At 70.0% G+C, this 20,477-nt stretch carries 16 protein-coding genes; 6 read left to right on the forward strand and 10 right to left on the reverse strand.

The genetic code is table 11. The annotated features are described in order from the left end of the window. Window positions 1-17: 17 nt before the first annotated feature. Window positions 18-515 carry an Lrp/AsnC family transcriptional regulator gene (locus ACFVUT_RS21520; RefSeq protein ID WP_389658597.1) on the reverse strand — a complete coding sequence of 166 codons (498 nt, stop codon included), beginning with the start codon at window positions 513-515 and terminating at the stop codon, window positions 18-20. A 59-nt stretch (window positions 516-574) separates the two neighbouring features. Here ACFVUT_RS21520 and ACFVUT_RS21525 point away from each other — a divergent pair, with 59 nt between their 5' ends. Beyond that, window positions 575-1,909 (forward strand): trans-sulfuration enzyme family protein, encoded by a 1,335-nt coding sequence (locus ACFVUT_RS21525; protein WP_389658600.1) that lies wholly within the window; start codon window positions 575-577, stop codon window positions 1,907-1,909. Here the strand turns inward: ACFVUT_RS21525 and ACFVUT_RS21530 are convergent. From ACFVUT_RS21530 to ACFVUT_RS21545, 4 genes are all read right to left on the reverse strand, one after another. Continuing rightward, window positions 1,845-3,293: a GNAT family N-acetyltransferase gene (locus tag ACFVUT_RS21530; RefSeq protein ID WP_389658603.1), complete on the reverse strand. Its 1,449-nt coding sequence runs from the start codon at window positions 3,291-3,293 to the stop codon at window positions 1,845-1,847. The two genes, ACFVUT_RS21525 and ACFVUT_RS21530, sit on opposite strands and share 65 nt — an antisense overlap. Window positions 3,294-3,613: 320 nt before the next feature. After that, window positions 3,614-6,292 (reverse strand): DUF6493 family protein, encoded by a 2,679-nt coding sequence (locus ACFVUT_RS21535; RefSeq protein ID WP_389658606.1) that lies wholly within the window; start codon window positions 6,290-6,292, stop codon window positions 3,614-3,616. Beyond that, window positions 6,289-7,662, reverse strand: coding sequence for an SWIM zinc finger family protein (locus tag ACFVUT_RS21540; protein ID WP_389658609.1), 1,374 nt, complete (start codon window positions 7,660-7,662; stop codon window positions 6,289-6,291). Before ACFVUT_RS21540 ends, ACFVUT_RS21535 begins: the two co-directional genes overlap by 4 nt. 73 nt (window positions 7,663-7,735) lie before the next feature. Continuing rightward, window positions 7,736-9,316, reverse strand: coding sequence for an alkaline phosphatase D family protein (locus tag ACFVUT_RS21545; RefSeq protein WP_389658612.1), 1,581 nt, complete (start codon window positions 9,314-9,316; stop codon window positions 7,736-7,738). 344 nt (window positions 9,317-9,660) lie between these two features. Here ACFVUT_RS21545 and ACFVUT_RS21550 point away from each other — a divergent pair, with 344 nt between their 5' ends. Both ACFVUT_RS21550 and ACFVUT_RS21555 read left to right on the forward strand, forming a co-directional pair. Continuing rightward, window positions 9,661-10,545, forward strand: coding sequence for an RNA polymerase sigma-70 factor (locus tag ACFVUT_RS21550; protein WP_389658615.1), 885 nt, complete (start codon window positions 9,661-9,663; stop codon window positions 10,543-10,545). Window positions 10,546-10,871: 326 nt separating this feature from the next. Beyond that, complete coding sequence (locus ACFVUT_RS21555) at window positions 10,872-11,639, forward strand: GntR family transcriptional regulator (RefSeq protein ID WP_389658618.1); 768 nt, start codon at window positions 10,872-10,874, stop codon at window positions 11,637-11,639. 46 nt (window positions 11,640-11,685) lie between these two features. On the opposite strand, the gene ACFVUT_RS21560 is transcribed toward ACFVUT_RS21555, so the two are convergent. The 3 genes from ACFVUT_RS21560 to ACFVUT_RS21570 form a co-directional block, all read right to left on the reverse strand. Beyond that, on the reverse strand, window positions 11,686-12,843 hold the full coding sequence (locus tag ACFVUT_RS21560) for an ROK family transcriptional regulator (RefSeq protein ID WP_389658621.1): 1,158 nt from the start codon (window positions 12,841-12,843) through the stop codon (window positions 11,686-11,688). A gap of 228 nt (window positions 12,844-13,071) precedes the next feature. Next, the gene (locus ACFVUT_RS21565; protein WP_389658624.1) at window positions 13,072-13,722 is read right to left on the reverse strand and encodes a response regulator; all 651 of its coding nucleotides are present in this window, start codon (window positions 13,720-13,722) and stop codon (window positions 13,072-13,074) included. 188 nt (window positions 13,723-13,910) lie between these two features. Beyond that, the gene (locus ACFVUT_RS21570) at window positions 13,911-15,092 is read right to left on the reverse strand and encodes a sensor histidine kinase (protein WP_389658627.1); all 1,182 of its coding nucleotides are present in this window, start codon (window positions 15,090-15,092) and stop codon (window positions 13,911-13,913) included. A 107-nt stretch (window positions 15,093-15,199) separates the two neighbouring features. On the opposite strand from ACFVUT_RS21570, the gene ACFVUT_RS21575 reads away from it, so the two are divergent. The 3 genes from ACFVUT_RS21575 to ACFVUT_RS21585 all read left to right on the forward strand — a co-directional run bounded on the left by ACFVUT_RS21575 (window position 15,200) and on the right by ACFVUT_RS21585 (window position 17,414). Then, window positions 15,200-16,138 carry an ABC transporter ATP-binding protein gene (locus tag ACFVUT_RS21575; RefSeq protein ID WP_389658630.1) on the forward strand — a complete coding sequence of 313 codons (939 nt, stop codon included), beginning with the start codon at window positions 15,200-15,202 and terminating at the stop codon, window positions 16,136-16,138. Between the two features lie 2 nt (window positions 16,139-16,140). Further along, the gene (locus ACFVUT_RS21580; RefSeq protein WP_389658633.1) at window positions 16,141-16,878 is read left to right on the forward strand and encodes an ABC transporter permease; all 738 of its coding nucleotides are present in this window, start codon (window positions 16,141-16,143) and stop codon (window positions 16,876-16,878) included. A 98-nt stretch (window positions 16,879-16,976) separates the two neighbouring features. Then, on the forward strand, window positions 16,977-17,414 hold the full coding sequence (locus ACFVUT_RS21585; RefSeq protein WP_389658636.1) for a hypothetical protein: 438 nt from the start codon (window positions 16,977-16,979) through the stop codon (window positions 17,412-17,414). 383 nt (window positions 17,415-17,797) lie between these two features. Here the strand turns inward: ACFVUT_RS21585 and mug are convergent, their stop codons facing one another. Next, a complete protein-coding gene (gene mug, locus ACFVUT_RS21590) occupies window positions 17,798-18,355 on the reverse strand; it encodes a G/U mismatch-specific DNA glycosylase (protein ID WP_389658639.1) in 558 nt (185 codons plus the stop codon). 17 nt (window positions 18,356-18,372) lie between these two features. After that, window positions 18,373-19,815, reverse strand: coding sequence for an adenylosuccinate lyase (gene purB / locus ACFVUT_RS21595; RefSeq protein WP_389658642.1), 1,443 nt, complete (start codon window positions 19,813-19,815; stop codon window positions 18,373-18,375). Window positions 19,816-20,477: the final 662 nt, after the last annotated feature.

The following is a 20,477-nucleotide window of genomic DNA, read 5'->3' on the forward strand; positions in this document are numbered from 1 at the left end:
GTCACCATCATTCGGTCTCAGAGGACTCTCCCGCCCGATTCTTCGGCAGGCGGCAGCAAGGGCCCGCACTCCCACTGCTGGAATATCAGCCGCGTCTCGACCCTGGCCACTTCGCGGCGTGAGGTGAATTCGTCCAGCACCAGGCGTTGCAGATCCGCGGTGTCGGCGACCGCGACATGGACGAGGTAGTCGTCGGGGCCGGTCAGATGGAACAGCGCTCGGGACTCGGGCAGCGTCCTGATGCGCTCGACGAACGGGCCGATGAGCTCCCTGCGGTGCGGACGGACCTGGACGGACAGGAGCGCCTCCAGGCCGCGACCGAGCTTCGCGGGATCCAGGCGCAGTTGGTGGCCGAGGATGACGCCCGAGCGGCGCAGCCTGGTCACCCGGTCCAGACAGGTCGACGGCGCGACCCCGACCTCGGCGGCCAGCTCGCGGTAGGTGGTCCGGGCATCGTTCTGCAACAGTCGCAGAATATGCAGGTCCACCGGGTCGAGGACGACAGAATCCGCCATCTGCCGAACGTAGCACGGGACGTTCGCCACCAGATCCGGCCATTGTTCAGAGTGGTGTCATGGACACCGAACCCTCGATGGCGTTCCCTGCGACGACCCGCTCCAGGGCACTGGCCACCGAAGCCGTGCACGCGGGCCGCGACGATCTCGCGGCCCTGGGCCTGCACGCCCCGCCGATCGACCTGTCCACCACCTACCCCTCATACGACTCCAGGGGCGAGGCCGAGCGGATCGACTCCTTCGCCGCCACCGGCGCCAGGCTCGAAGGACCCCCCGTCTACGCGCGCCTGGACAACCCGACGACGGCCCGTTTCGAGACCGCCCTCGCCCGGCTCGAAGGCGCGGAGAGCGCCGTGTCGTTCGCCAGCGGAATGGCGGCGCTCACCGCGGTCCTGCTGGTCCGGTCCGGCATGGGGTTGCGCCACGTGGTGGCCGTCCGTCCGCTCTACGGCTGCAGCGACCATCTCCTCGGCGCCGGACTGCTGAACACCGAAGTGACCTGGACCGACCCGGCGGGCATCGCGGACGCCATCCGTCCGGACACCGGGCTGGTGATGGTGGAGACGCCGGCCAACCCGACGCTCGCCGAGGTCGACATCCGCGCGCTCGCGCACTCCTGTGGTTCCGTGCCGCTGCTCGTCGACAACACCTTTGCCACGCCGGTACTCCAGCGCCCCGTCGAGCACGGCGCACGGATCGTGCTGCACAGTGCCACCAAGTATCTCGGCGGGCACGGCGATGTGATGGGCGGGGTCGTCGCCTGTGACGAGGAGTTCGCAGCCCGCCTGCGGCAGGTGCGCTTCGCCACCGGCGGGGTGCTGCACCCCATGGCGGGATATCTGCTGCTCCGTGGTCTCGCCACCCTCCCGGTGCGGGTGCGTGCGGCCTCCGCGAGCGCCGCCGAGCTCTCCCGCAGACTGACGGCCGATCCGCGGATTGCCCGGGTCCACTACCCGGAGCTGGGCGGGGCGATGGTCTCGTTCGAGGTGTACGGGAACCCGCACCGGGTGATTTCCGCCGTACGGCTGATCACGCCCGCGGTCAGTCTCGGCAGTGTGGACACGCTGATCCAGCATCCGGCCTCCATCAGCCACCGCATCGTGGACGAGGGGGACCGGCAGGCGTCCGGCGTCGGGGACCGGCTCCTGAGGATGTCGGTCGGTCTGGAGGATGTCGAGGATCTGTGGGCCGATCTGTGCCAGGCGCTGAGCTCGCACGAGGCCGACGATCGCGAGAAGACCGGCCTTCTCGGTGCCGGTTCCCGCGGTGCGGGTTCTGCCGGTGCCGGTCATCCGACGGCCGGCCGGCCGGCGGCCGGTCGTCGGAGCGTCAGTGGCCGGCCTGCTCGTACGGGGGCAGGGAACGAACCGGAGTCGCGTCCAGCCGGGCCGTGATGACGAGCGTGCCCTCCTCGATCTGGTAGTCCAGCGGCAGGGAGAGCGCACGCATGGCCGCGACCATGCCGGTGTTGGCCGCCTGCGTGACGGCGTAGACGCTCTCGCAGCCTGCCTCGATGGCGAGCGCCACCAGGCGTCCGAGGAGTTCGGAGCCGATGCCGCGCCGCTGCCATTCGTCCTCGACGAGGAGAGCGACCTCGGTCTCGTCGCCGTCCCAGAGGAGGTGGCCGAGGGCGACCAGCCGACCCGACGCCGTCTGTACGGCCAGCGTGCGGCCGAAGCGGGGGCTCAGCAGGTGGTCCAGGTAGCGGTCGGCGTCACGGACCGGGCCGTGGTATCGCAGCCGCAGTGTCTGATCGGAGCAGCGGTCGTGCATGGCGCGGGCTGCTTCGAGGTCGCTGCTGTCCGCGCGCCGCACGGTGATCTCGTTGCCCTCGGGAAGGGTGAGCACCTGCTCACCGCGCGGGACACGGGGGCCGAGCCGGGCATCGAGCTCCACGAGGGCCCGGGCCCGGGCGAACTCGGTCGGGGTGAACGGAAGGTAGGGCCGTTCGACGGTGATGGCGCCGCCGGACGGGTCGCGCAGCCGCATCACCGTGTCCTCCAGCACGCCTTCGACGGGTGCGGTCTCACCGGTCGCGCGACCGGTGACCGAGGCTGCGGGCAGCGAGTGGATGGTGCAGCGACCGAGCAACTGGCGCAGGGCCAGGGGGAGTTCAGCGGCGTCCAGGGCTGTGCGCGTGGCGAGACCCAGGATGCGGGTCGGGGCGTCCACCAGGTCGTGCGCATCGGCCCGCTCGATCCAGGTGGAGCCGCCGCCGGCGGCGGAGATGGCCCGGCTCAGCTGCTGTGCCTGGAGCGGTGCGGGGGCACGCAGCAGGAACTCGTCGACCGTGCCCTGTGCCAGGGGGTGAGTCTGCAGGGTGAGGATGTCGACCCGGTGACGGGCGAGCGCGAGGCACAGGGCGGCCAGGCTGCCCGGGATGTCCCGAACGGTCGTGCGCATCCGCCACAGGACCGTGCCCTCTGAGGACGGGGCCGGGGCCGGGCCTCCGTCGGTGGGAACGGTCACGAGCGCGGCCGCCGCTGCGTCGGCGCGGACGGACGAGAGCGCACCGTCGTCGTCGGGGGAGCCGGGCTCGGCGCCGGTCGGCGGCGGGGCGTGGCCGTGGCGACGTGCCCACCAGGCGTGGAACCCGGCTGTCACGACCAGGGCCACAGCCGAGGCGATCAGGAGATAGGGCCCGTCCGGCTGGTGTCCGATCAGGTTGGCGATCGCGTCGGCCACCGCGACCGCGGTGAACAGCGCGGCCAGCTCGATCATGTCCCGCCGCCAGTGGTGGGAGCGGCGGGCAGTCTTGGCGGATGTCACATCAGTCATGTCCTCACAGTGACTCAGCGGTGTTGCCTGATCACGAACGCTCTGTGACTGATGGGTTAAGTGTGGATCTAGTCCCCTATCCATCGGTTTGGCCGGTTTACGCCTTGACTGGTTGCCGGTCACAGCAGCAGCGTGAGCCCTCTCGACCGTTGGATGCTGCGCGGAACTGGGGGGTCGCTGTACGGAACCCACGAGTCCGGCCGGGTGGCGTCCGCAGTCCCCGACCGGGGCCGCACGGTATCCGCGACTCCAGCCGGGTGGTGTCCGAAGGTCCGAAGCGGGCTGCCGCAGGTTTCGCCCGTGTGTCCTGGGTGGTCATGTCATGGCTGATCGCCGATCACTACCGCACTGCGTTCCCAGGCCGTCTTCAGCCGCACCGCCTGACGTACCAGTTGCGAGGAGCCGCCGAGCGCCGCCGTCTCGGCGAGCCCGGGTATCGGATCGGCCCCGAGCGCACCGCAGTGCTCGGCACACTCGGCGGTCACGGAGAGCAGGTCGTTCAGCCCGTGAGGCCTCTTTCCGCGTGCCAGCAGCCCCGGCAGCGCCACCGTCAACACCGAGAGCACCGTCCGATACGCGCCGGTGGCGGCAGCCGTACGGGCGGAGTCCGCGAGCCGGCTGGGCTTCAGCAGTTCGTGTTCGAGAAGGATCACCAGCTCCTTCCCGAGCAACGCCGCGTCCAGCCGGCGCTGGGCCGCGAGTGTCAACAGGGCGTCCACCGCCGACAGTCGGTCCTCCGTGTGCCGGGCTCCCAACCCGTAGGCCAGGGCCAGATGGATGGCCTCGGCGGCCGGCCCGCCGAGTTCGACGAGCGTGGTCAGCGGCGAGGCCGAGCCGCGAATCTCATCGGTCGTGCAGCTCGCGATGGTCGGCAGCAGCCATGCGGCCAGCGTCTCGCCGTCCTCGGGCAGGGTGGCGAGCCAGGGCCTCGTTTGGCCGTCCCAGTGGTAGCAGAGGCGATGGTCCGGTACGTGCGGCCGGCCCAGCCAGTGGAAGGAACGAGGGAACTCCTTCTTGATGAGGGGACGTTCCTCGCTGGCCATCAGCACGCGCATAGACCAGTCGGTCGGTTGTTGTGCCCAGCCCCCGGACGATGCCTTCTTCTCCAGATCGAACCTGAAAACGCGCGTGAGCGGCTTGTCGCTCCGCAGCCAGGCGGCCAGCCGGTCGCCCTGAGGAGTGCCGAGCAGGGCGGCGTCCGACGCTTCCTCGTGCCGGCTGTCGCGCCGCACGCGCAGCAGGGCCTGGGCGAAATCGGCCTCTCCCGGCTGGATTCCGAGCTGCTGGTACGTGCGCAGTCGCTCGACCAGCACGGCGGGGTCGAGCGAGCCGGTGTGCCAGGTCGGGAGGGCCAGCAGGAAGGGCGCTTCCCCGGTCAGTGCGGTGTGGGCGGCCTCCCAGAGGCGGGCCCGCATCACCCCGTCGAGCCCGGCATGGACACAGGTCCCGGTGCCGGTCCAGGCCGCGCGCCCGGCGGCCACGGCCTGAGCCGACATCCTTCCCAGCAGCGCCGCCACGACGAGCTCGATACCCGTGTCGGTGGAGAGCCGCCGCTCGACCCGGGACTGGGGCTCGTCATCGAGCCACCACTGTCCCGCCAGGGCATCACGCAGTGCGTCGACCAGCGCCGACCGGTCGGTGTGGGCGTGGCGGACCAGGCCGTCCAGCGCTCTTTCGATTGCGGAGACATCCCATGAGGTGGATCTCGTCAGGACCACGACCTCCTCGACCAGCTCGGGCAGCGTCGCCGGCGCCGGTTCGAGACGCTGCGGGACGGGAGCCGGTGGCAGCAGCTCCTCGTACGGCTCCTCCTCCGGCCGGTCGTCCAGCAGGTCACCGAACACCTCGGCCGCCGCCACACGGTGTGCCGGGCCCAACAGTGATGCGGTCGCTGCGAGTTCTTCCCGGGCCGGAGCATCGACGGAAGTGAGGAACCGCGCCACGAGTTTGAGCGCCCGCTCCTGGATACCGATGTCCTCGTGCCCGAAAGCCTCCGCGACCACGGGCAGGAGTTCACCGGCCGTCGACGGATCGCGGCGCAGTGTCTTGCCGATCAGCACGAGCTGGGCTCGCACCAGCTTCTTCTCGCTGCGGAACAGGACGGCACCCGATACGTCTGCCAGGGCCCGTACGGGCAGTGCGCCGCGCTCGTCCAGACGGGCCAGCACCTCCTGGGCATGCCCGGCCACGGTGGAGATGCCGTCCGAGGCCATGGCGATCCAGTCGGTGATCCGCTCGGTCTCCTCCCGCTCGGTCATTGCGAGCTGATGCAACACGACCAAGGAGAACCGCTGATCGCCGGGCTTCCCGCCGCGAAGCAGCCGGGTCATACAACTGGTGACGAGCGCCGACCGTTCCAGCACGCCCTCCTCCACCAGGGTGGCGAGCGCCTCGGGCCAACGGCACGGATGGTCGGCGTCATCGATCCAGGTCAGCTGCGACGTCAGTTCCGCCACCTCGAAGAGGCGCGGCACCAGAGCGGTCAGATACGGATCGGTGCGGAGGATGTCGCTCAGCGATTTCCATTCCCGCCGCTGCCGCAGTGAGGAGGTGACCGCCATGGCCCAGCCCCGTACGAAGCCGTCCGTGGTGGGCACGGGACATTGAGCGATCTTCACCAGATCGGAGATGAGCGCGTACGCCGTCTCCGCTGTCGCGGGCCGTCCGGCCAACCGATGGGCGACATCGGCCAGCCAAGCCGGATCACGGTCCGAGAGGACGTCGAGAACCAAGTGGAAGGGAAACCGCCCCCAACCCAGCAGATCACGAGCGCCGATCCAGGAGGCGCAGCCCGCGGCCCCGCTGTGGCAACCGGCCCCGGCCACCAGCAGGGCCTTCCTGATCTTGTCCTGTTCCCGCCAGTTCCAGCTCCGGGCCTCCTTGCGCAGTGCCTTCAACTCATCGAGTGCCAGGCGGCGTTCGGACCGATCCAGCCGGGCGAGCAGAGCCGGTACGTTCTCCTTGCGCCCTTCCCGTACGGCAGTGAGCAGCTCCTTCATCGCACACCCCCGGCGACCTGGGCACCGCGACGGACCATCCTGACGGCCAGCGCGTGCTTGCACGGGCCCCGCCGCCCGCGGTAGTCCGCCCACCACTGGCACGTACAGCTCAGCGTCCCGTCCTGGTCCCTGACCTGGTACCGCCGCTCACCCGAGGCCACGGCCGCCGTGTCCCCGTCCAGAACGACGGCCCCCGAGCCCGCCAACTGCCGGGCGGCCACGAGCCGCGGGTTGTGCCGCTCGGCCCGGTCGGCGTCGTAGGGAAGTTCCCGGTGGAAGTAGGCCGCGTCGGCGAGGTCGTAGCCGACCCGGCCCGCCGTACCCAGCCGGGTGAGAGCGGCTCGCACCCGCTCCACCGGCAGACCGGATTGCTCCGCGAGATCGGCTGGTTCGATGCGTGGCTCCCAGGCCAGGAGCACGGAGATCAGCTCGGCATCGGCCGCCGCGTCGTCGGTGGCCAGCGCATCGAGCACCCCGCCTTCACCGGAGAACCCGCGCGAGGCATCGGGCGACAGCGTCAGGGTGAGCCGCATGCCGGGCAGCACCACCTCCCAGGCGCAGGCGGACGCCGCCTCGCCCGCCACGGGCCCGTACACCCGCAGCGACGTCGCATGGCGCAACACCCGCTGCAGGGTTTCCAGTCGCTCCGGGCCCGGTAGACACACCGCCCCCGCCACCGGGCGTGTCGTCGGCCGCAGCGTCCTGCCCGAGGGAACGAACCACCGCGCGCCTCGCGAGGCATTCCCCGACGAACGGGGCAACGAACGCAGGAACCGCACCGCCTCCGCGGCCGGCAGCTCCGCCCGGAGATCGAAACCGGCGGACACCACCTGAGCCTCGGCGAAGCCGCGCAACCACCGGTCGGGCAGAGGCACCTTCTTCTCCACGACGGGGCCGTCGACCGTGGTGACGGCCAACTCGTCGGGCCCCACCCGCAGGTGCAGCGGATCGTCCCCCGCTATCCGCGAAAGCGCCTCCCGCAGCGGATTGTTCACATCCACATTCGTCGTGCCGTGATCCGTCCGCGCCCCGTCCAGCCCGTCCTCCAGCACGTCGAGACGTGCGTACACCCCGCAGCAGCCGGAGAACGACTCGAAGCGCAAGCGGTCGCCGTTGCCCGTCACCACCGGATCGAGCGACGAGGGCAGAGTGCGCCGGTAGTAGCGCGCGGATGCCACGTCCGCCACGGCCAGCAGGCCGCGGGCAGCGATCCTCGGCGAGGTGAGGAAGCCCGAGAAGAACCGGGGGTGGGCCTCGGTGCCCCGTGGCGTGTGACCACCGGAGGTCTCCAGACCGAGGAGCTGCCCGGCCTGCGAGGACTCCAGGGCGGACGGACGTGAGTAGGCCAATGCCTGAACGGATCGGGTCATGCAGAAAACGTAGAACCCACCACTGACAATCGGCCCCGGACCACAGCTCCGGTCCGTCCTCCGGCGTGCCGGTTCACTGCCCGACGCGCCCCGGCTGCAACACCTTGCTGAACAGCACGGAACCGCCCTGTGCCCGCAGCCGCACCGTCAACTCACCGCTGGCGCCGTCGATGTCGACCTCGCCGAAGAACTGCGGGGACTCCATCGGCGACACGTTGGCGCGGTCGGGGGCCCGCACGAAGACCTGGTCGGGACCGAACGTCGCGTCGAGCGCGTTGGCCGGGAACTGACCGGCCGCCAGCGGCCCGGACACGAACTCCCAGAAGGGCGCGAAGTCCTTGAACACCGCGCGCTCGGGCTCGTAGTGCTGCGCGGACGTGTAGTGCACATCGGCCGTCAGCCAGACCGTGCCGGTGATCCCCCGGTGCTTGATGTACCGGAGCAGTTCAGCGATCTGGAGCTCGCGGCCGAGCGGGGCTCCCGGATCGCCCTGGGCGACCGCCTCGAAGTCGGCGGCCCCGTCGGCGACCACGAGCCCCAGCGGCATGTCCGCGGCGATCACCTTCCACACCGCGCGGGATCGCGACAGCTCGTGCTTGAGCCATTCGAGCTGTTCGGCACCGAGGATGCCGGTGGTGTCGTCCGGCTGCCTGCCGGGGGAGTTCGCGTTGCGGAAGGACCGCATGTCGAGGACGAACACATCGAGCAGGGGACCGTGCCTCACCACACGGTGCATGCGGCCCTCGCCGGAGGAGGCGTGCAGGGTGGACACCGGGAAGTACTCACGGAACGCCCGCACCGATCGGGCCGCCAGCACGTCGATGTCCTTCTCGGTGTAGCGGGCGTCGTCGAGTATCTGCCCGGGGTACCAGTTGTTGCGCACCTCGTGGTCGTCCCACTGGACGATCGAGGGCACCTGCGCGTTGAACGCGCGGAGGTTGCGATCGAGCAGGTTGTAGCGGAAGTTCCCGCGGTACTCGGAAAGGGTCTCGGCGACCTTCGCCTTCTCCTCGGTGGTGACATTGCGCCAGACACGCCCGTCGGGCAGGACCACACTCGGCTCGATCACCCCGTCCGCGTAGATGTTGTCGCCGCTGCAGAGAAAGAAGTCCGGGTCGAGCCGACGCATTTCGTCGTACACCACATAGCCGCCGATGTCCGGGTTGATGCCCCATCCCTGGCCCGCGATGTCGCCGGACCACAGGAAACGCACACCGTCGCGGCGCCGGGCGGGCGCGGTCCGGAAGGTTCCGTACACCGGCTCGCCGGTGCGGCGGGGGTCATCGGGGTCGGCGAGCGTCACCCGGTAGTGCACCTGCTCACCCGGCGGCAGGCCGTACAGCGGAGTCGTCCCGGTGAAGTCCGTGCCGGAACCGACCAGCGGACCGTGCCATGCGCGGGACCGCCGGAAGGACTCCGTCGCCGATGTCTCCACGATCATCCGGGCCGGACGGTCCGATCGGACCCACACCAGCGCGGACGACGCGGTGACATCGCCCACCTGCACACCCCATGCCGCGCGCGGCCGGCCGGACAGCGCGAACGCGGGGGCCGCGGCGCCCACCACGGGGAGCGTGAGCGCCGCCGACGCGGCGAGCGAACCGCGCAGCACGCCGCGGCGGTCGAGGGACGGAACACGCGGACGGTACGACATCGAGACGCCTCCAGTGGCGGTGGTCAGCGGACGAAGGGCGGCCGGTGGGCCCGACCCCACCTTCGTGCCCGTCGGCGGCGCGCACACCAACCCCGGATGAACACCCGGCCCCGACCGTCATTGGTGTCCGCTCCGTCCGCAGCCTTGCTGCTGAGGAGCCTCTGGCAGTCGCATGCCGGGCATGCCGCGCGCCTCGCGCACCTCGCGCACCTCGCGCACGCCGCGCACGCCGCGCACGCCGCGCACGCCATGAACACTGGCCCGGGGGCCCGCTGTTCGGGCAGTCGGGCCATGATGTGCGGACCGGTCGGCGATCTCCCTTCGTCGCCTGGAAGGATGGTCGAGTGACAGCCGACGCCGCGACCGATGTCTTCGAGGACCACCGCCCCGTGCTCACCGGGGTCGCCTACCGCATGCTGGGCAGGACTGCCGACGCCGAGGACGTCGTGCAGGAGACGTGGCTGCGCTGGTCGTCCGCGTCGCGTGAGGACGTGCGGGAGCCGCGCGCCTTTCTCGTGAGGATCACCACCCGCCTCGCCATCGACCGGTTGCGGCACGTGCGGTCCCGCCGTGAGGCGTACGTCGGGCCGTGGCTGCCGGAGCCCGTCGTGACCGACTTCGGGCCGACGGTGCCCGATACCGCGGAGCAGGCGGTCCTCGCCGATTCCGTGTCGGTTGCCGTGCTTGTCGTCCTTGAGTCGCTGTCACCGCTGGAACGGGCTGTCTTCGTCCTGCGCGAGGCGTTCGGATTCCCGTACGCCGAGATCGCCGAGACCCTGGACCGTACCGAGGCCTCGGTACGGCAGCTCGCGGGACGGGCACGGCGCCATGTCGAGGAACGCAGACCGCGCTACGACGTCGACCCGGCCCAGCGCCGCGACCTCACGGAGCGGTTCCTCGCCGCGGCGGCGGGTGGCGACATCGAGGAATTGCTGGCCCTGCTCGCACCCGACGTACGCCTCGTCGGTGACAGCGGTGGAAAGTCCAAGGCCCCGCTGCGGGTCATCGAGAGCGCCGACAAGGTCAGCCGGTTCCTCTTCGCCGTCGCCCGGAACCAGGGATCGGACATCGACGTCCGGGCCCTGGAGCTCAACGGGGCGCCGAGCCTGCTGGTGCTCTCCGGTGGGAAGCCGGACACCGTCTTCCAGGTGGCCATCCGGGACGGGCTGATCCAGTGCGTCTACCTCGTGCGCAATCCCGACAAGCTCGCCGGCCTTGCCGGAAAGTAGCCGGACGCTCGGTCGTCGGGGGCGCCCGAAACGTTCCGGACGCTCGGTCGTCGGGGTACCCGAAACGTCCCGGACGCCTCCGGTCCACCTCGGCGTCCCCGTCCTGAGCCCCACGGCCGCCCAGCCGTGGGGCTTTCTGCTGCGCGCGGCTCACGGCACCACGAACGTCCTGTGAACGCTCTGCGGCAGAGCCTCGTTTCGCTGAGTGACCGAGGAGGATTGGTCTTGACCAAGGGGGTGTCCCGTCCTATGGTCTCCACGTTAAGACAAGAACCTTTAATAAATAACGTCGCGGAAAAGCCGCTGGGGCGATTGCGGAGGACAGGGTGGGGACCACGCAGCTGGAAACGGTGCAGGAGCCGAAGTACTGGCACCTCAAGACCGTGCTCAGTGAGGCACTCGACTCGGACTTTGCGGTGGGCGAGATCCTGCCCAACGAGCGTGAGCTCGCCGCCCGGTTCGGAGTCGCCCGAGCCACGCTCCGGCAGGCTCTGGAACAGCTCGAACTCGAAGGCAGGCTGCAGCGTCGCCGCGGCGTCGGGACCACCGTCGCTCCGCCGCGCGTAGGGGTCGCCGTCTCGACCGCACAGCGGGACTGGTCCGACAGCGGTGCCGACGAGGCATGGCAGCCCGTGGACTGCACGACCGCGGTCGCACCGGCATCCGTGGTGGCCGTGCTCGACGTGGACGGCGACGAGCCGGTGCACATAGTCCGCCGGATCCGCGTCGCCCAGGGACAGGCGGTCGCGGCGGAACTGCTGTACATCCCCTCGTCGTCCGTGCCCGAACTCTCCGCGATCGACGCCCCGTCCGGTCCTGCCAGGGCCCGCAGCGTCCTGCGCGACCTGCACCGCCTCGGCCTCGCCGGTCAGGACCGTTCGGTGGAGCTCGGCTCGGCCCGGGTGGACGACGCGAAGGAACTCGACCGCCTCCCCGGCGCCCCCGTCCTCGTCGTCACCACCCGCTACCTTGTGGACGGCGGCACCGCTGCGCTCTCCGTCGCCACCTACCGGGCCGACACCTGCCGGCTCACCTTCGGCGACTCGGGCGACCTGGAGATCAGCCATCACGGCCAGGAGCGCCAGGCATCCTGAGCGGGGCGGCCCCCTCGGGGCCTTGATCACAGACGGCCCGTCGCGCTCAGCGGCGGGCCGTCACCGTTCCCTCCACCGCGAACAACTGCTCCTCGACATGGTCGAGAGCCAGCCGCAGGGCGCCCGTGGCCACCGCCGCCTCGCCGAGCAGTGACAGCGTGACCCGTGGCGGCCGGAGGCAGTAGCGGTCCAGCTCACGGCGGAGCGGATCCAGCACACCGTCCAGCCCGGCGGCCCAGCCGCCGATCACCACCAGCTCGGGATCCAGCGCCAGCACCAGCGCCGCCACATCATGCACCAGGCGCTGAATGAACCGCTCGACCGCCGCCTGCGCCCGGACGTCGCCGTGCCGTGCCTCGGCGAACACAGCGGCCACCGCCGCCTCGTCCAACGGATCCAATGGTGTGTCCGTCGTCGACAGAAGCTTCTCCGGTGTGGCCTCGCGGCCGAGCAGATGCAGCGCGCCGATCTCACCGGCCGCGCCGCCGAAACCGCGGTGCAGCCGCCCGCCGATCAGCGATCCGGCGCCCGGACTCAGCCCCGCCAGGACGAACACGATGTCGTCGGACTCGGCGGCCGCCCCCTTCCAGTGCTCCGCGACGGCTGCGGCATTGGCGTCGTTCTCCACGAGGACGGGGCAGCGGAAGGAGCGTCTGAGCCGTTCGCCCAGTGCCAGGCCCGTCCAGTCCGGCAATGCGGTGCCCAGTCGCACGGTCCCGTCGGCTTCCACGATGCCGGGGCTGCCGACCCCGACCGCGCGCAGACTGCTGCGGGCCACCCCGGTCCGCCGCAGGACATCGGCGACCACGGCCCTGACCTTGTCGAGACGCTCGTCGGCGCACGCCGTCTCCGACACCTCGCGCGAGCCCGCCCCGGTGATCCGTCCGTCCAGCCCCGACAGCAGCGCGGAGATCCGGTGCGGGCCGATCTCGATACCGAGCAGATGCCCGGCCTCGGCGCGGAACCTGAACCGGCGGGCCGGTCGCCCCTGGCGTCGGGCCTCAGCCCCGTCGGGCACCGACTCCACGACAAGTCCGGCCTCGAACAGCCCCTCCACGACGCCCTCGACCGTCGGCCGGGAAAGACCCGTGATCCGGGTCAGGTCCGTGAGGGTGGGGGAGCCCGCGCCCCGCAGGGCGTGCAGCACCACCGCGGAATTGATCCGTCGAAGCAGCGACGGATCCCCACCGGTCAGCCGACCCACGGTGTGTCCTCCCAGCTCGTGCGCATGTCAGGCGGATGGTACTCGCTGCCCCGGGCACCGGGCGACCGCGGGCCGGAACCGGTCTCGCGAGGCGTCGGTCCTGATCGCGGCGTGGCGGCACGGGTATCGCGTGTGTCGGTCCTGGTCGCGGTGTCGCGGTGTCGCGGTGTCGCGGTGCGGCGGTGCGGCGGTGTGGGCGGTATGGGTGCCGCGGGTGGCCACGGCAACTCAGCTCGGAGTGACGAAGCCGGACTCGTACGCCGCGATCACCGCTTGGGTACGGTCCCGCGCGCCCAACTTGGCTAGCACGGCGCTGACATGACTCTTCACTGTCTCGACACCGACCACGAGATGGGCGGCGATCTCCGCGTTCGACAGGCCGCGGGCCATCAGCCGGAGGACGGCAGCCTCCCGCTCGGTCAGTGCCGCCCGGTCCATGACCGCCCGCGCCCTGCTCGTGCCGTACTCGGCAGCCAGTTGTCGGACTGCTGCCGGGAACAGCAGCGACTCGCCCTCTGCCACCAGACGAACCGCATGCACGATTTCGGCGGGCCGGGCGCGTTTGAGAAGAAAGCCGTCCGCTCCGGCGCGCAGTGCCTCGTACACGTACTCGTCGTTCTCGAATGTGGTGACCACAAGGATCTTCGGCGGCTCCGGCACGGTCCGCAGGACGACTCGCGTCGCCTCGATGCCGTCCATCAACGGCATCCGGACGTCCATGGCCACCACATCGGGGCGTAGCTGACGCAACAACGGGATGACTGCGGCGCCGTCACCCGCCTCGCCCACCACCTCGATATCGGGCTGAGCCTCAAGAACCGCGCGCAACCCCGCGCGCACGAGAGGCTCGTCGTCGACCAGAAGAACGGTAACCGGCATCGGGTCAGCCTAAGGGCTGGTCCGATGGACCTTGGCGGGCGTGCGACGACAGCGACGACATCTCGCCGCGTTGCTGGAACGTCCGAATGACCCCGGCCTTATGACCCCGGCCTTGCGGACATCTGTCCACCTCGCGGCGCGCCCCTCCGGCGCCACACGCCGGTCCACCAGGTAGGTATCGCGGGGGATCACGGGGCAGCTCTCAGGCCGTTCAGTGGAAGAGTGGCGTGCACCCTCCATTCGCTGTCGCACGGACCGGCCTTGGCCTTTCCGCCCAACAGTGCGGCCCGCTCGCGAATGCCCCGCAGCCCGCTCCCACCGCCCGGCGTACCCGTTGAATCACTGAGCGGATTGGCCACTTCCAGCTCCAGTCGACCGTGCGCGACGCTGATCCTCACCCGTACGGGCACCGCCCCGGAATGACGCAGCACGTTGGTGAGGGATTCCTGCAGGATGCGGTAGCCCTCGCGGGAGACCGATCCCGGAAGCTGTTCCAGCGGACCGGACACGTCCGCGTCGATCTTCGCCCCCGAACCCCGCGCGGAGTCCAGCAGCCGGTCCATCTCCGTGAGCGTGGGCTGCTGCCCCACCGGTGCGCCCGCTTCGCGCAGAACCCGCAGAACGCGCTCCAGATCGTCCAGTGCGTCCCTGCCGGTTTCCTCGATCGCGGCCAGCGCGCGTTCGGTGAACTCCGGGTCGTGAACCGACCGGGCCGCTCCGGCCTGGACGACCGCGACCGTCAACGCATGCCCGATGGAGTCATGGAGCTCCCGCGCGATGCGATTGCGCTCCAGCAACTGCTCGGTACGTTCCTCCAGAGCCGTCAACCGCTGCACAGGCGAGGGGCCGAGAAGGCGACGGGCGCTCGCGGTGATCAGCTCGCCGCTCGCCGCGACGAAAGCCGGCAGCACCAGGAGGGGCAGGGGGACGAGCAGGGCGTACCACCAGTGCGGCTCCACCCCGCGCACCAACCACTCGTTGCTCGGGCCCATCCCGGATGCGGTGAGGGCGAGGTCCACCGCCGTCGCCGGCAGCCACACCGTCGCGCACCACACGCAGGTGGCGAGCAGCAGCCGTATCTCCAGCCACAACACCGTTCTCCAGCGGTCCGACCAGGTGACCGCAGCGGTGGCGGAGATCGAAGCACCGGGTCTGTCCCGCTCCCCGGGAGTGAGTAGAAGCTGAGCCTGCACACCCTCGGCCAGCCGCATACCGGGCAACAACCCCACCGGCACGGCGAAGATCGCGAGCATCCATGGTGTGTCAGGGGAGATGAACAGCCACACGCTGCAGACCGCTCCCGGAATGAGGAGATGGAGCCACCGGGTGTAGGTGACTGATGCGGTCAACGGGCGGAGAGCGCGGAACATACCGACATCGTGTCAGCCCGCCCGGTGTGTCGGCTCCCCCGAGCGAGGGAGCTGATCTCCACCTCCGGGGGAGGCAGGACACGGTGCCCGGCCGCGAGGCTGAGGACATGACCAGCATCGACGTCCGTCAACTCACCAAGGAATACGGCACGACCCGAGCCGTGGACAACCTCACATTCAGCGTGCGGCCCGGCCGTGTTACCGGCTTTCTGGGCCCCAATGGCGCCGGCAAGTCCACCACCATGCGACTCGTTCTCGGCCTCGACCGGCCCACCGGTGGCACGGCCGCCATCGGCGGGCAGCCCTACGCGGCGCTCGACGATCCGCTGCGCCGTGTGGGTGCCCTGCTCGATGCCCAGGCCGCCCACGGCTCGCGAACCGCGCGCAACCACCTGCTGGCCCTCGCGGCCAGCAACGGCATCGGTGTGCGCAGAGTCGACGAAGTCCTGGAGGAGGCAGGCCTCGGAGCGGTGGGCGGGACGCGCGTCAAGACGTTCTCGCTCGGCATGCGGCAGAGGCTGGGCATAGCCGCCGCCCTGCTCGGTGACCCGGAAGTCGTGATGCTGGACGAACCGTCGAACGGGCTGGATCCGGAAGGCATCATCTGGATCCGCGAGCTGATGAAGCGGCTCGCCGGGGAAGGCCGCACAGTCCTGGTATCCAGCCATCTGATGAACGAGACATCGTCGTTCGCCGACCATCTCGTGGTCCTCGGCCGGGGCCGTCTCCTCGCCGACCTGCCGATGCAGGAATTCCTGGATGCCCACAGCCGTCCCCGGGTGCGGGTGCGCACGACCGAACCGGCTCGGCTCCGCGATGTCCTGACCCGCAAGGGACATGAGCCTGCGCAGGGCGACGACGGCCGCTGGACGGTCGAGGGAGCGAGGGCCGGCGAGATAGGTGCGATTGCCGCCGCGGAGGGCATCCCTGTCCTCGAACTCGCCGACGAACAGGTCACGTTGGAACAGGCCTACCTCTGTCTCACCACCGGCGCCGTGGAATACGCGTCTGTGGTGACCCCTTCCGTCAACCGTCAGGAGACCTGACCATGTCGACCACCGCAGTGCTGCGTTCCGAGTGGATCAAGATGAGATCGGTACGGGCCGTGGCCGGTTCGTTGATGGCGGTTCTCCTCGTGACCCTTGCCATCACGGTGCTGGCATTCGCCTCCGTGGGCCAGGCCGAGGCGGACAACGCGGGGGCCGAGCCGGTCTTCGATGCCTTCTACGCACTGAACTTCGGCCAGATCGCGGCCATCAGCTTCGGGGCGACCGCCATCTCCTCCGAGTACCTCAACGGTGCCCTGCGGGTGTCGCTCGCCGCCGTGCCGCGCCGCAATCTCTTCTACGCGGCCAAGATGGTGCTTGTCGGTGTACTGGCTCTCGCCGTCGGCCTCGTCACCAGCTTCAGTACCTTTTGGGTGGGACAGATGTTCATGGGCACGTACTCGATCGGCCTGGGGGAGCCCGGTGCCCTGCGTGCGGCTTTCGGCGGAGGGATATATCTGGCCCTGATGGCCCTGTTCGCAGCCGGGCTCACAGTACTGCTCCGCAGCGCCGTGGCCGTGCTCAGCCTCCTCATTCCGTTCATCCTCATCGTCTCCTTCGTGGTCGGAGATGTCGCAGGTGGGGCGGCGCAATACCTCCCGGACCGGGCGGGACAGTTGGTGCTCCACCAGAATCCCGAGGGAAGTCTCGGACCATGGGGCGGTCTCGCGGTGGCTGCGGCCTGGGCTGCGACCGCGCTGCTGGCAGGCTGGTGGGCGATCCGGCACAGGGACGCGTAGCCCATGGCCACTCCTTCGAGGAAGGAGTGAGACGCCTGAAAGCCCCTCAAAGCCCATGGCGCAGGGCGGTTGTCAGTGCTGGGCGGTTTACTGGCGTCATGACCACCGCACATCACCTCCGGCTCATCGACGGGATGCGCACCCGGGTCTTTCCTACGGAGCGCATCCGGTCAGGTTCGGGAGTCAGCGGGCCCGGCTATCACACAACCTCCCTGCACGCGGATACCGATCACTGGGACGACGACGAGGTGGGGCGATTTGAGCACCGGGCCCAGTGCCTCGCGGAACATGACGCGTTGCTGACGCTGCTCACCGGCCGTTGGGGTGAGCCGCAGACGATCAGTCTGTGGAGTGCGCAGGAGCGGATGCTGGCGGGTGAGGAGATTCCGGAGGCGTGGGCCGAGACGGTCGCGGGTTGTGAATATCTCCAGCTCTGGCGGATCGAGGACCGATGGGTTGCCCTGGGGCTCTACCTGGAGGAGGAAGGCCCCGGCTGCGAACTGAACGTCGTGGTGACGGAGATTGATCCGCCGTGACCTGAACAGGCTGTCGGGCAGTCGTGATACGAGCAGGCCGTAGTGCACTGAGACAGGGCGCGGCAGCCGTCGGCCCCTCTCCCCGGCGCCGTTGTCCGCCCGTCGGAAGCGGCCGTCGAAAGTGGCCATCGGGCGGGCCCGGTGGCCGGGGCTGGTGGGCGCGCCCGATGGGCGGGCTTTGCGGACGGGTCCGGTGGGCAGCTTGGTGCGGGGGCATGTGGACGGGTCCTGTCACCGAATGTCCGCGACAACACCGACCGTCCGCTGTGACGGGCCAGGAGCCAGGTCTCTGCAACGGACTCGGAGGCCGCCCGCTGCGGTGGGCACGGTGGGCACGGTGGGACGGTGGCTGATGTGCGGATGAACCCTGCTCACCGGGCCGGTCACCGAACGACTGTGGCCCTGTCGTGTTCGACGGCGGCGCGGAGGCGTTCGTACTCCTGCGCCATCGTCTCCACGGTCCAGTGTGCGTTCAGGCCACTGGGGTTGGGGAGGGCCCAGACGTGGGCGCCGCCCACTGTGTGGTCCTGGGGACCGATGCGGGCGGATCGTTTGCCGAAGGCCGTTCGGTAAGCGGTGACCCCCACGACCGCCAGCCACTGGGGACGCAGCTGTTCGACCTTGGCGGCCAGGATCTGGCCGCCCTCGCGGAACTCGTCGGCGGACAGTTCGTCCGCCCGTGCGGTGGCCCGGGCGACCACGTTGGTGATGCCCAGGCCATAGCGCAGCAGTTCGGTCTGTTCGGCCGGCTGCAGCCGTCGAGGGGTGAAGCCGGACCGGTGGAGCACCGGCCAGAAGCGGTTGCCGGGATGGGCGAAGTGGTGTCCCGTCGCCCCTGTCATCAGGCTCGGATTGATGCCGCAGAACAGCACACGCAGGCCGCCCGTGACCACATCGGGCACGGTGCGGTCACGGGCGGCCTGGAGCTCTTCGGGTGTCATCCTGTGCGGCGATGCCGTCAGAGGATGGAGCCCGGCGTGTATCCGGCGGCCTCGGGGTGCTGCTTGCTGATTTCCTCGATGCGGGAGATCAGCGTGGCGACCTGGTCGCCCGCCGCTCCAGTGAAGGACAGCTTGTCGGCCATCAGGGCGTCCAGCTGTGCGCGGTCCAGGGGGATGCGCTCGTCGGCGGCCAGCTTGTCGAGCAGTTCGTTGCGCTCCGCGCCCTGCTCGCGCATGGCCAGGGCCGAAGCGACGGCGTTCTCCTTGATCGCCTCGTGGGCGACCTCACGACCGACACCCGCGCGCACTGCACCCATCAGGACCTTGGTCGTGGCGAGGAACGGCAGGTAACGGTCCAGTTCACGGGCGACGACGGCGGGGAACGCCCCGAATTCGTCGAGCACCGTCAGGAAGGTCTCCAGCAGACCGTCGAATGCGAAGAACGCGTCGGGGAGCGCGACACGGCGGACCACGGAGCAGGACACATCGCCCTCGTTCCACTGGTCGCCCGCCAGCTCACCGGTCATCGACGCGTAGCCGCGCAGGATGACCATCAGGCCGTTGACGCGCTCGCAGGAGCGGGTGTTCATCTTGTGCGGCATCGCGGACGAGCCGACCTGCCCCGGCTTGAAGCCCTCGGTCACCAGCTCGTGCCCGGCCATCAGCCGGATCGTCTTCGCGACCGACGACGGTGCGGCAGCCAGCTGCACCAGTGCCGTCACCACGTCGTAGTCCAGGGAGCGCGGGTAGACCTGGCCGACCGATGTGAAGGCGTGCGCGAAACCGAGGTGAGTGGCGATGCGCTGTTCGAGCTCGGCGAGCTTTCCGGCGTCGCCGCCCAGCAGGTCGAGCATGTCCTGAGCCGTACCCACGGGGCCCTTGATGCCTCGCAGGGGGTAGCGGTCCAGCAGGTCCTCAAGCCGTCCGTAGGCGACCAGCAGCTCGTCCGCCGCGGTGGCGAAGCGCTTGCCGAGCGTGGTCGCCTGCGCGGCGACATTGTGGGAGCGGCCGGCCATGACCAGCTCGCCGTACTCGCCCGCCAGCTTCCCGAGCCGGGCCAGGACCGCCACCGTGCGGTCGCGCATCAGTTCCAGGGAGAGCCGGATCTGAAGCTGCTCGACGTTCTCGGTGAGGTCGCGGGACGTCATGCCCTTGTGGACCTGCTCGTGGCCGGCGAGGGCGTTGAACTCCTCGATCCGGGCCTTGACGTCGTGACGGGTCACCTTCTCGCGCTCGGCGATCGAGACCAGGTCGACCTGGTCGACAACACGTTCGTAATCGGCGAGGGCGGCGTCCGGCACCTCGATCCCGAGGTCCTTCTGAGCGCGCAGCACCGCCAGCCACAGCCGGCGTTCCAGCTTCACCTTCTGCTCGGGGGACCAGAGGACGGCCAGCTCCGCAGAGGCGTAGCGGCCGGCCAGGACATTGGGGATGCGAGGCTTCGCAGACACAGCAGTCACGTGTCCAGAGTTTACCTGTCGTCCTCAGCGGTTCGTGAGCACCCACAAAGTCCATAAGGTCCAGGTCAGAGGCCCCTGCACCACCGGCGCGCACGGCGTGCGAGGCACGCTCGGGACGGAACGGCCCCGGGCCGGTGATTCCGGCACCGCCGGGGCCCTGAGACGACGCCCTTCTGATCAAGGAAGCCGAACCGCGCAGGACCGTAGCCTGAGCGCCGTGCTGGGCGGCCTCCTCGCGGCTGACCTGCTTGCGGCTGTGCTCGATGCACTCGCTGTGCCCGCGTCGGTCACACCGAGCACCCGGTCGAGTGCCGGGTGGCCCTCGCCTGCGCGGGCGCCGAGGGCGTCATGACTCACGACGACGAACCGCTCCACTCCTCGGAGCTGGTGCCGTCCCCATACGGTCAGTGCGCCCGCCGGTACGTGGGTCTCCACGCCGAGCCGTTCGGGTGCGCCGGGACACAGGCATCGGTCGGGACACAGGCATCGGCCGTGACACAGGCATCGCCCGAGCCGCATGTGGAGGCCGAGCCGCACGTGTCGGCCGCGGCGCTTGTCGATCACGTCGCCCAGCTGCGGGCCCTCGCTCGCCATCGCAGCACCCTCCGTTCTGCCGCGGGAACCAGTGGAAGCGGATCGCCATGATCGACGTCTCACGACCG

This window comes from Streptomyces sp. NPDC058051, assembly GCF_042885475.1.
GTDB lineage: Bacteria > Actinomycetota > Actinomycetes > Streptomycetales > Streptomycetaceae > Streptomyces.

What these genes read in the sequence shown, in the direction of transcription:
- ACFVUT_RS21520 (WP_389658597.1), bottom strand. Translation starts at nt 515, where the DNA reads ATGGCGGATTCTGTCGTCCTCGACCCGGTGGACCTGCATATTCTGCGA.
- ACFVUT_RS21525 (WP_389658600.1), top strand. Translation starts at nt 575, where the DNA reads ATGGACACCGAACCCTCGATGGCGTTCCCTGCGACGACCCGCTCCAGG.
- ACFVUT_RS21530 (WP_389658603.1), bottom strand. Translation starts at nt 3,293, where the DNA reads ATGACTGATGTGACATCCGCCAAGACTGCCCGCCGCTCCCACCACTGG.
- ACFVUT_RS21535 (WP_389658606.1), bottom strand. Translation starts at nt 6,292, where the DNA reads ATGAAGGAGCTGCTCACTGCCGTACGGGAAGGGCGCAAGGAGAACGTA.
- ACFVUT_RS21540 (WP_389658609.1), bottom strand. Translation starts at nt 7,662, where the DNA reads ATGACCCGATCCGTTCAGGCATTGGCCTACTCACGTCCGTCCGCCCTG.
- ACFVUT_RS21545 (WP_389658612.1), bottom strand. Translation starts at nt 9,316, where the DNA reads ATGTCGTACCGTCCGCGTGTTCCGTCCCTCGACCGCCGCGGCGTGCTG.
- ACFVUT_RS21565 (WP_389658624.1), bottom strand. Translation starts at nt 13,722, where the DNA reads ATGCCGGTTACCGTTCTTCTGGTCGACGACGAGCCTCTCGTGCGCGCG.
- ACFVUT_RS21570 (WP_389658627.1), bottom strand. Translation starts at nt 15,092, where the DNA reads ATGTTCCGCGCTCTCCGCCCGTTGACCGCATCAGTCACCTACACCCGG.
- ACFVUT_RS21575 (WP_389658630.1), top strand. Translation starts at nt 15,200, where the DNA reads ATGACCAGCATCGACGTCCGTCAACTCACCAAGGAATACGGCACGACC.
- ACFVUT_RS21580 (WP_389658633.1), top strand. Translation starts at nt 16,141, where the DNA reads ATGTCGACCACCGCAGTGCTGCGTTCCGAGTGGATCAAGATGAGATCG.
- ACFVUT_RS21585 (WP_389658636.1), top strand. Translation starts at nt 16,977, where the DNA reads ATGACCACCGCACATCACCTCCGGCTCATCGACGGGATGCGCACCCGG.
- mug (WP_389658639.1), bottom strand. Translation starts at nt 18,355, where the DNA reads ATGACACCCGAAGAGCTCCAGGCCGCCCGTGACCGCACCGTGCCCGAT.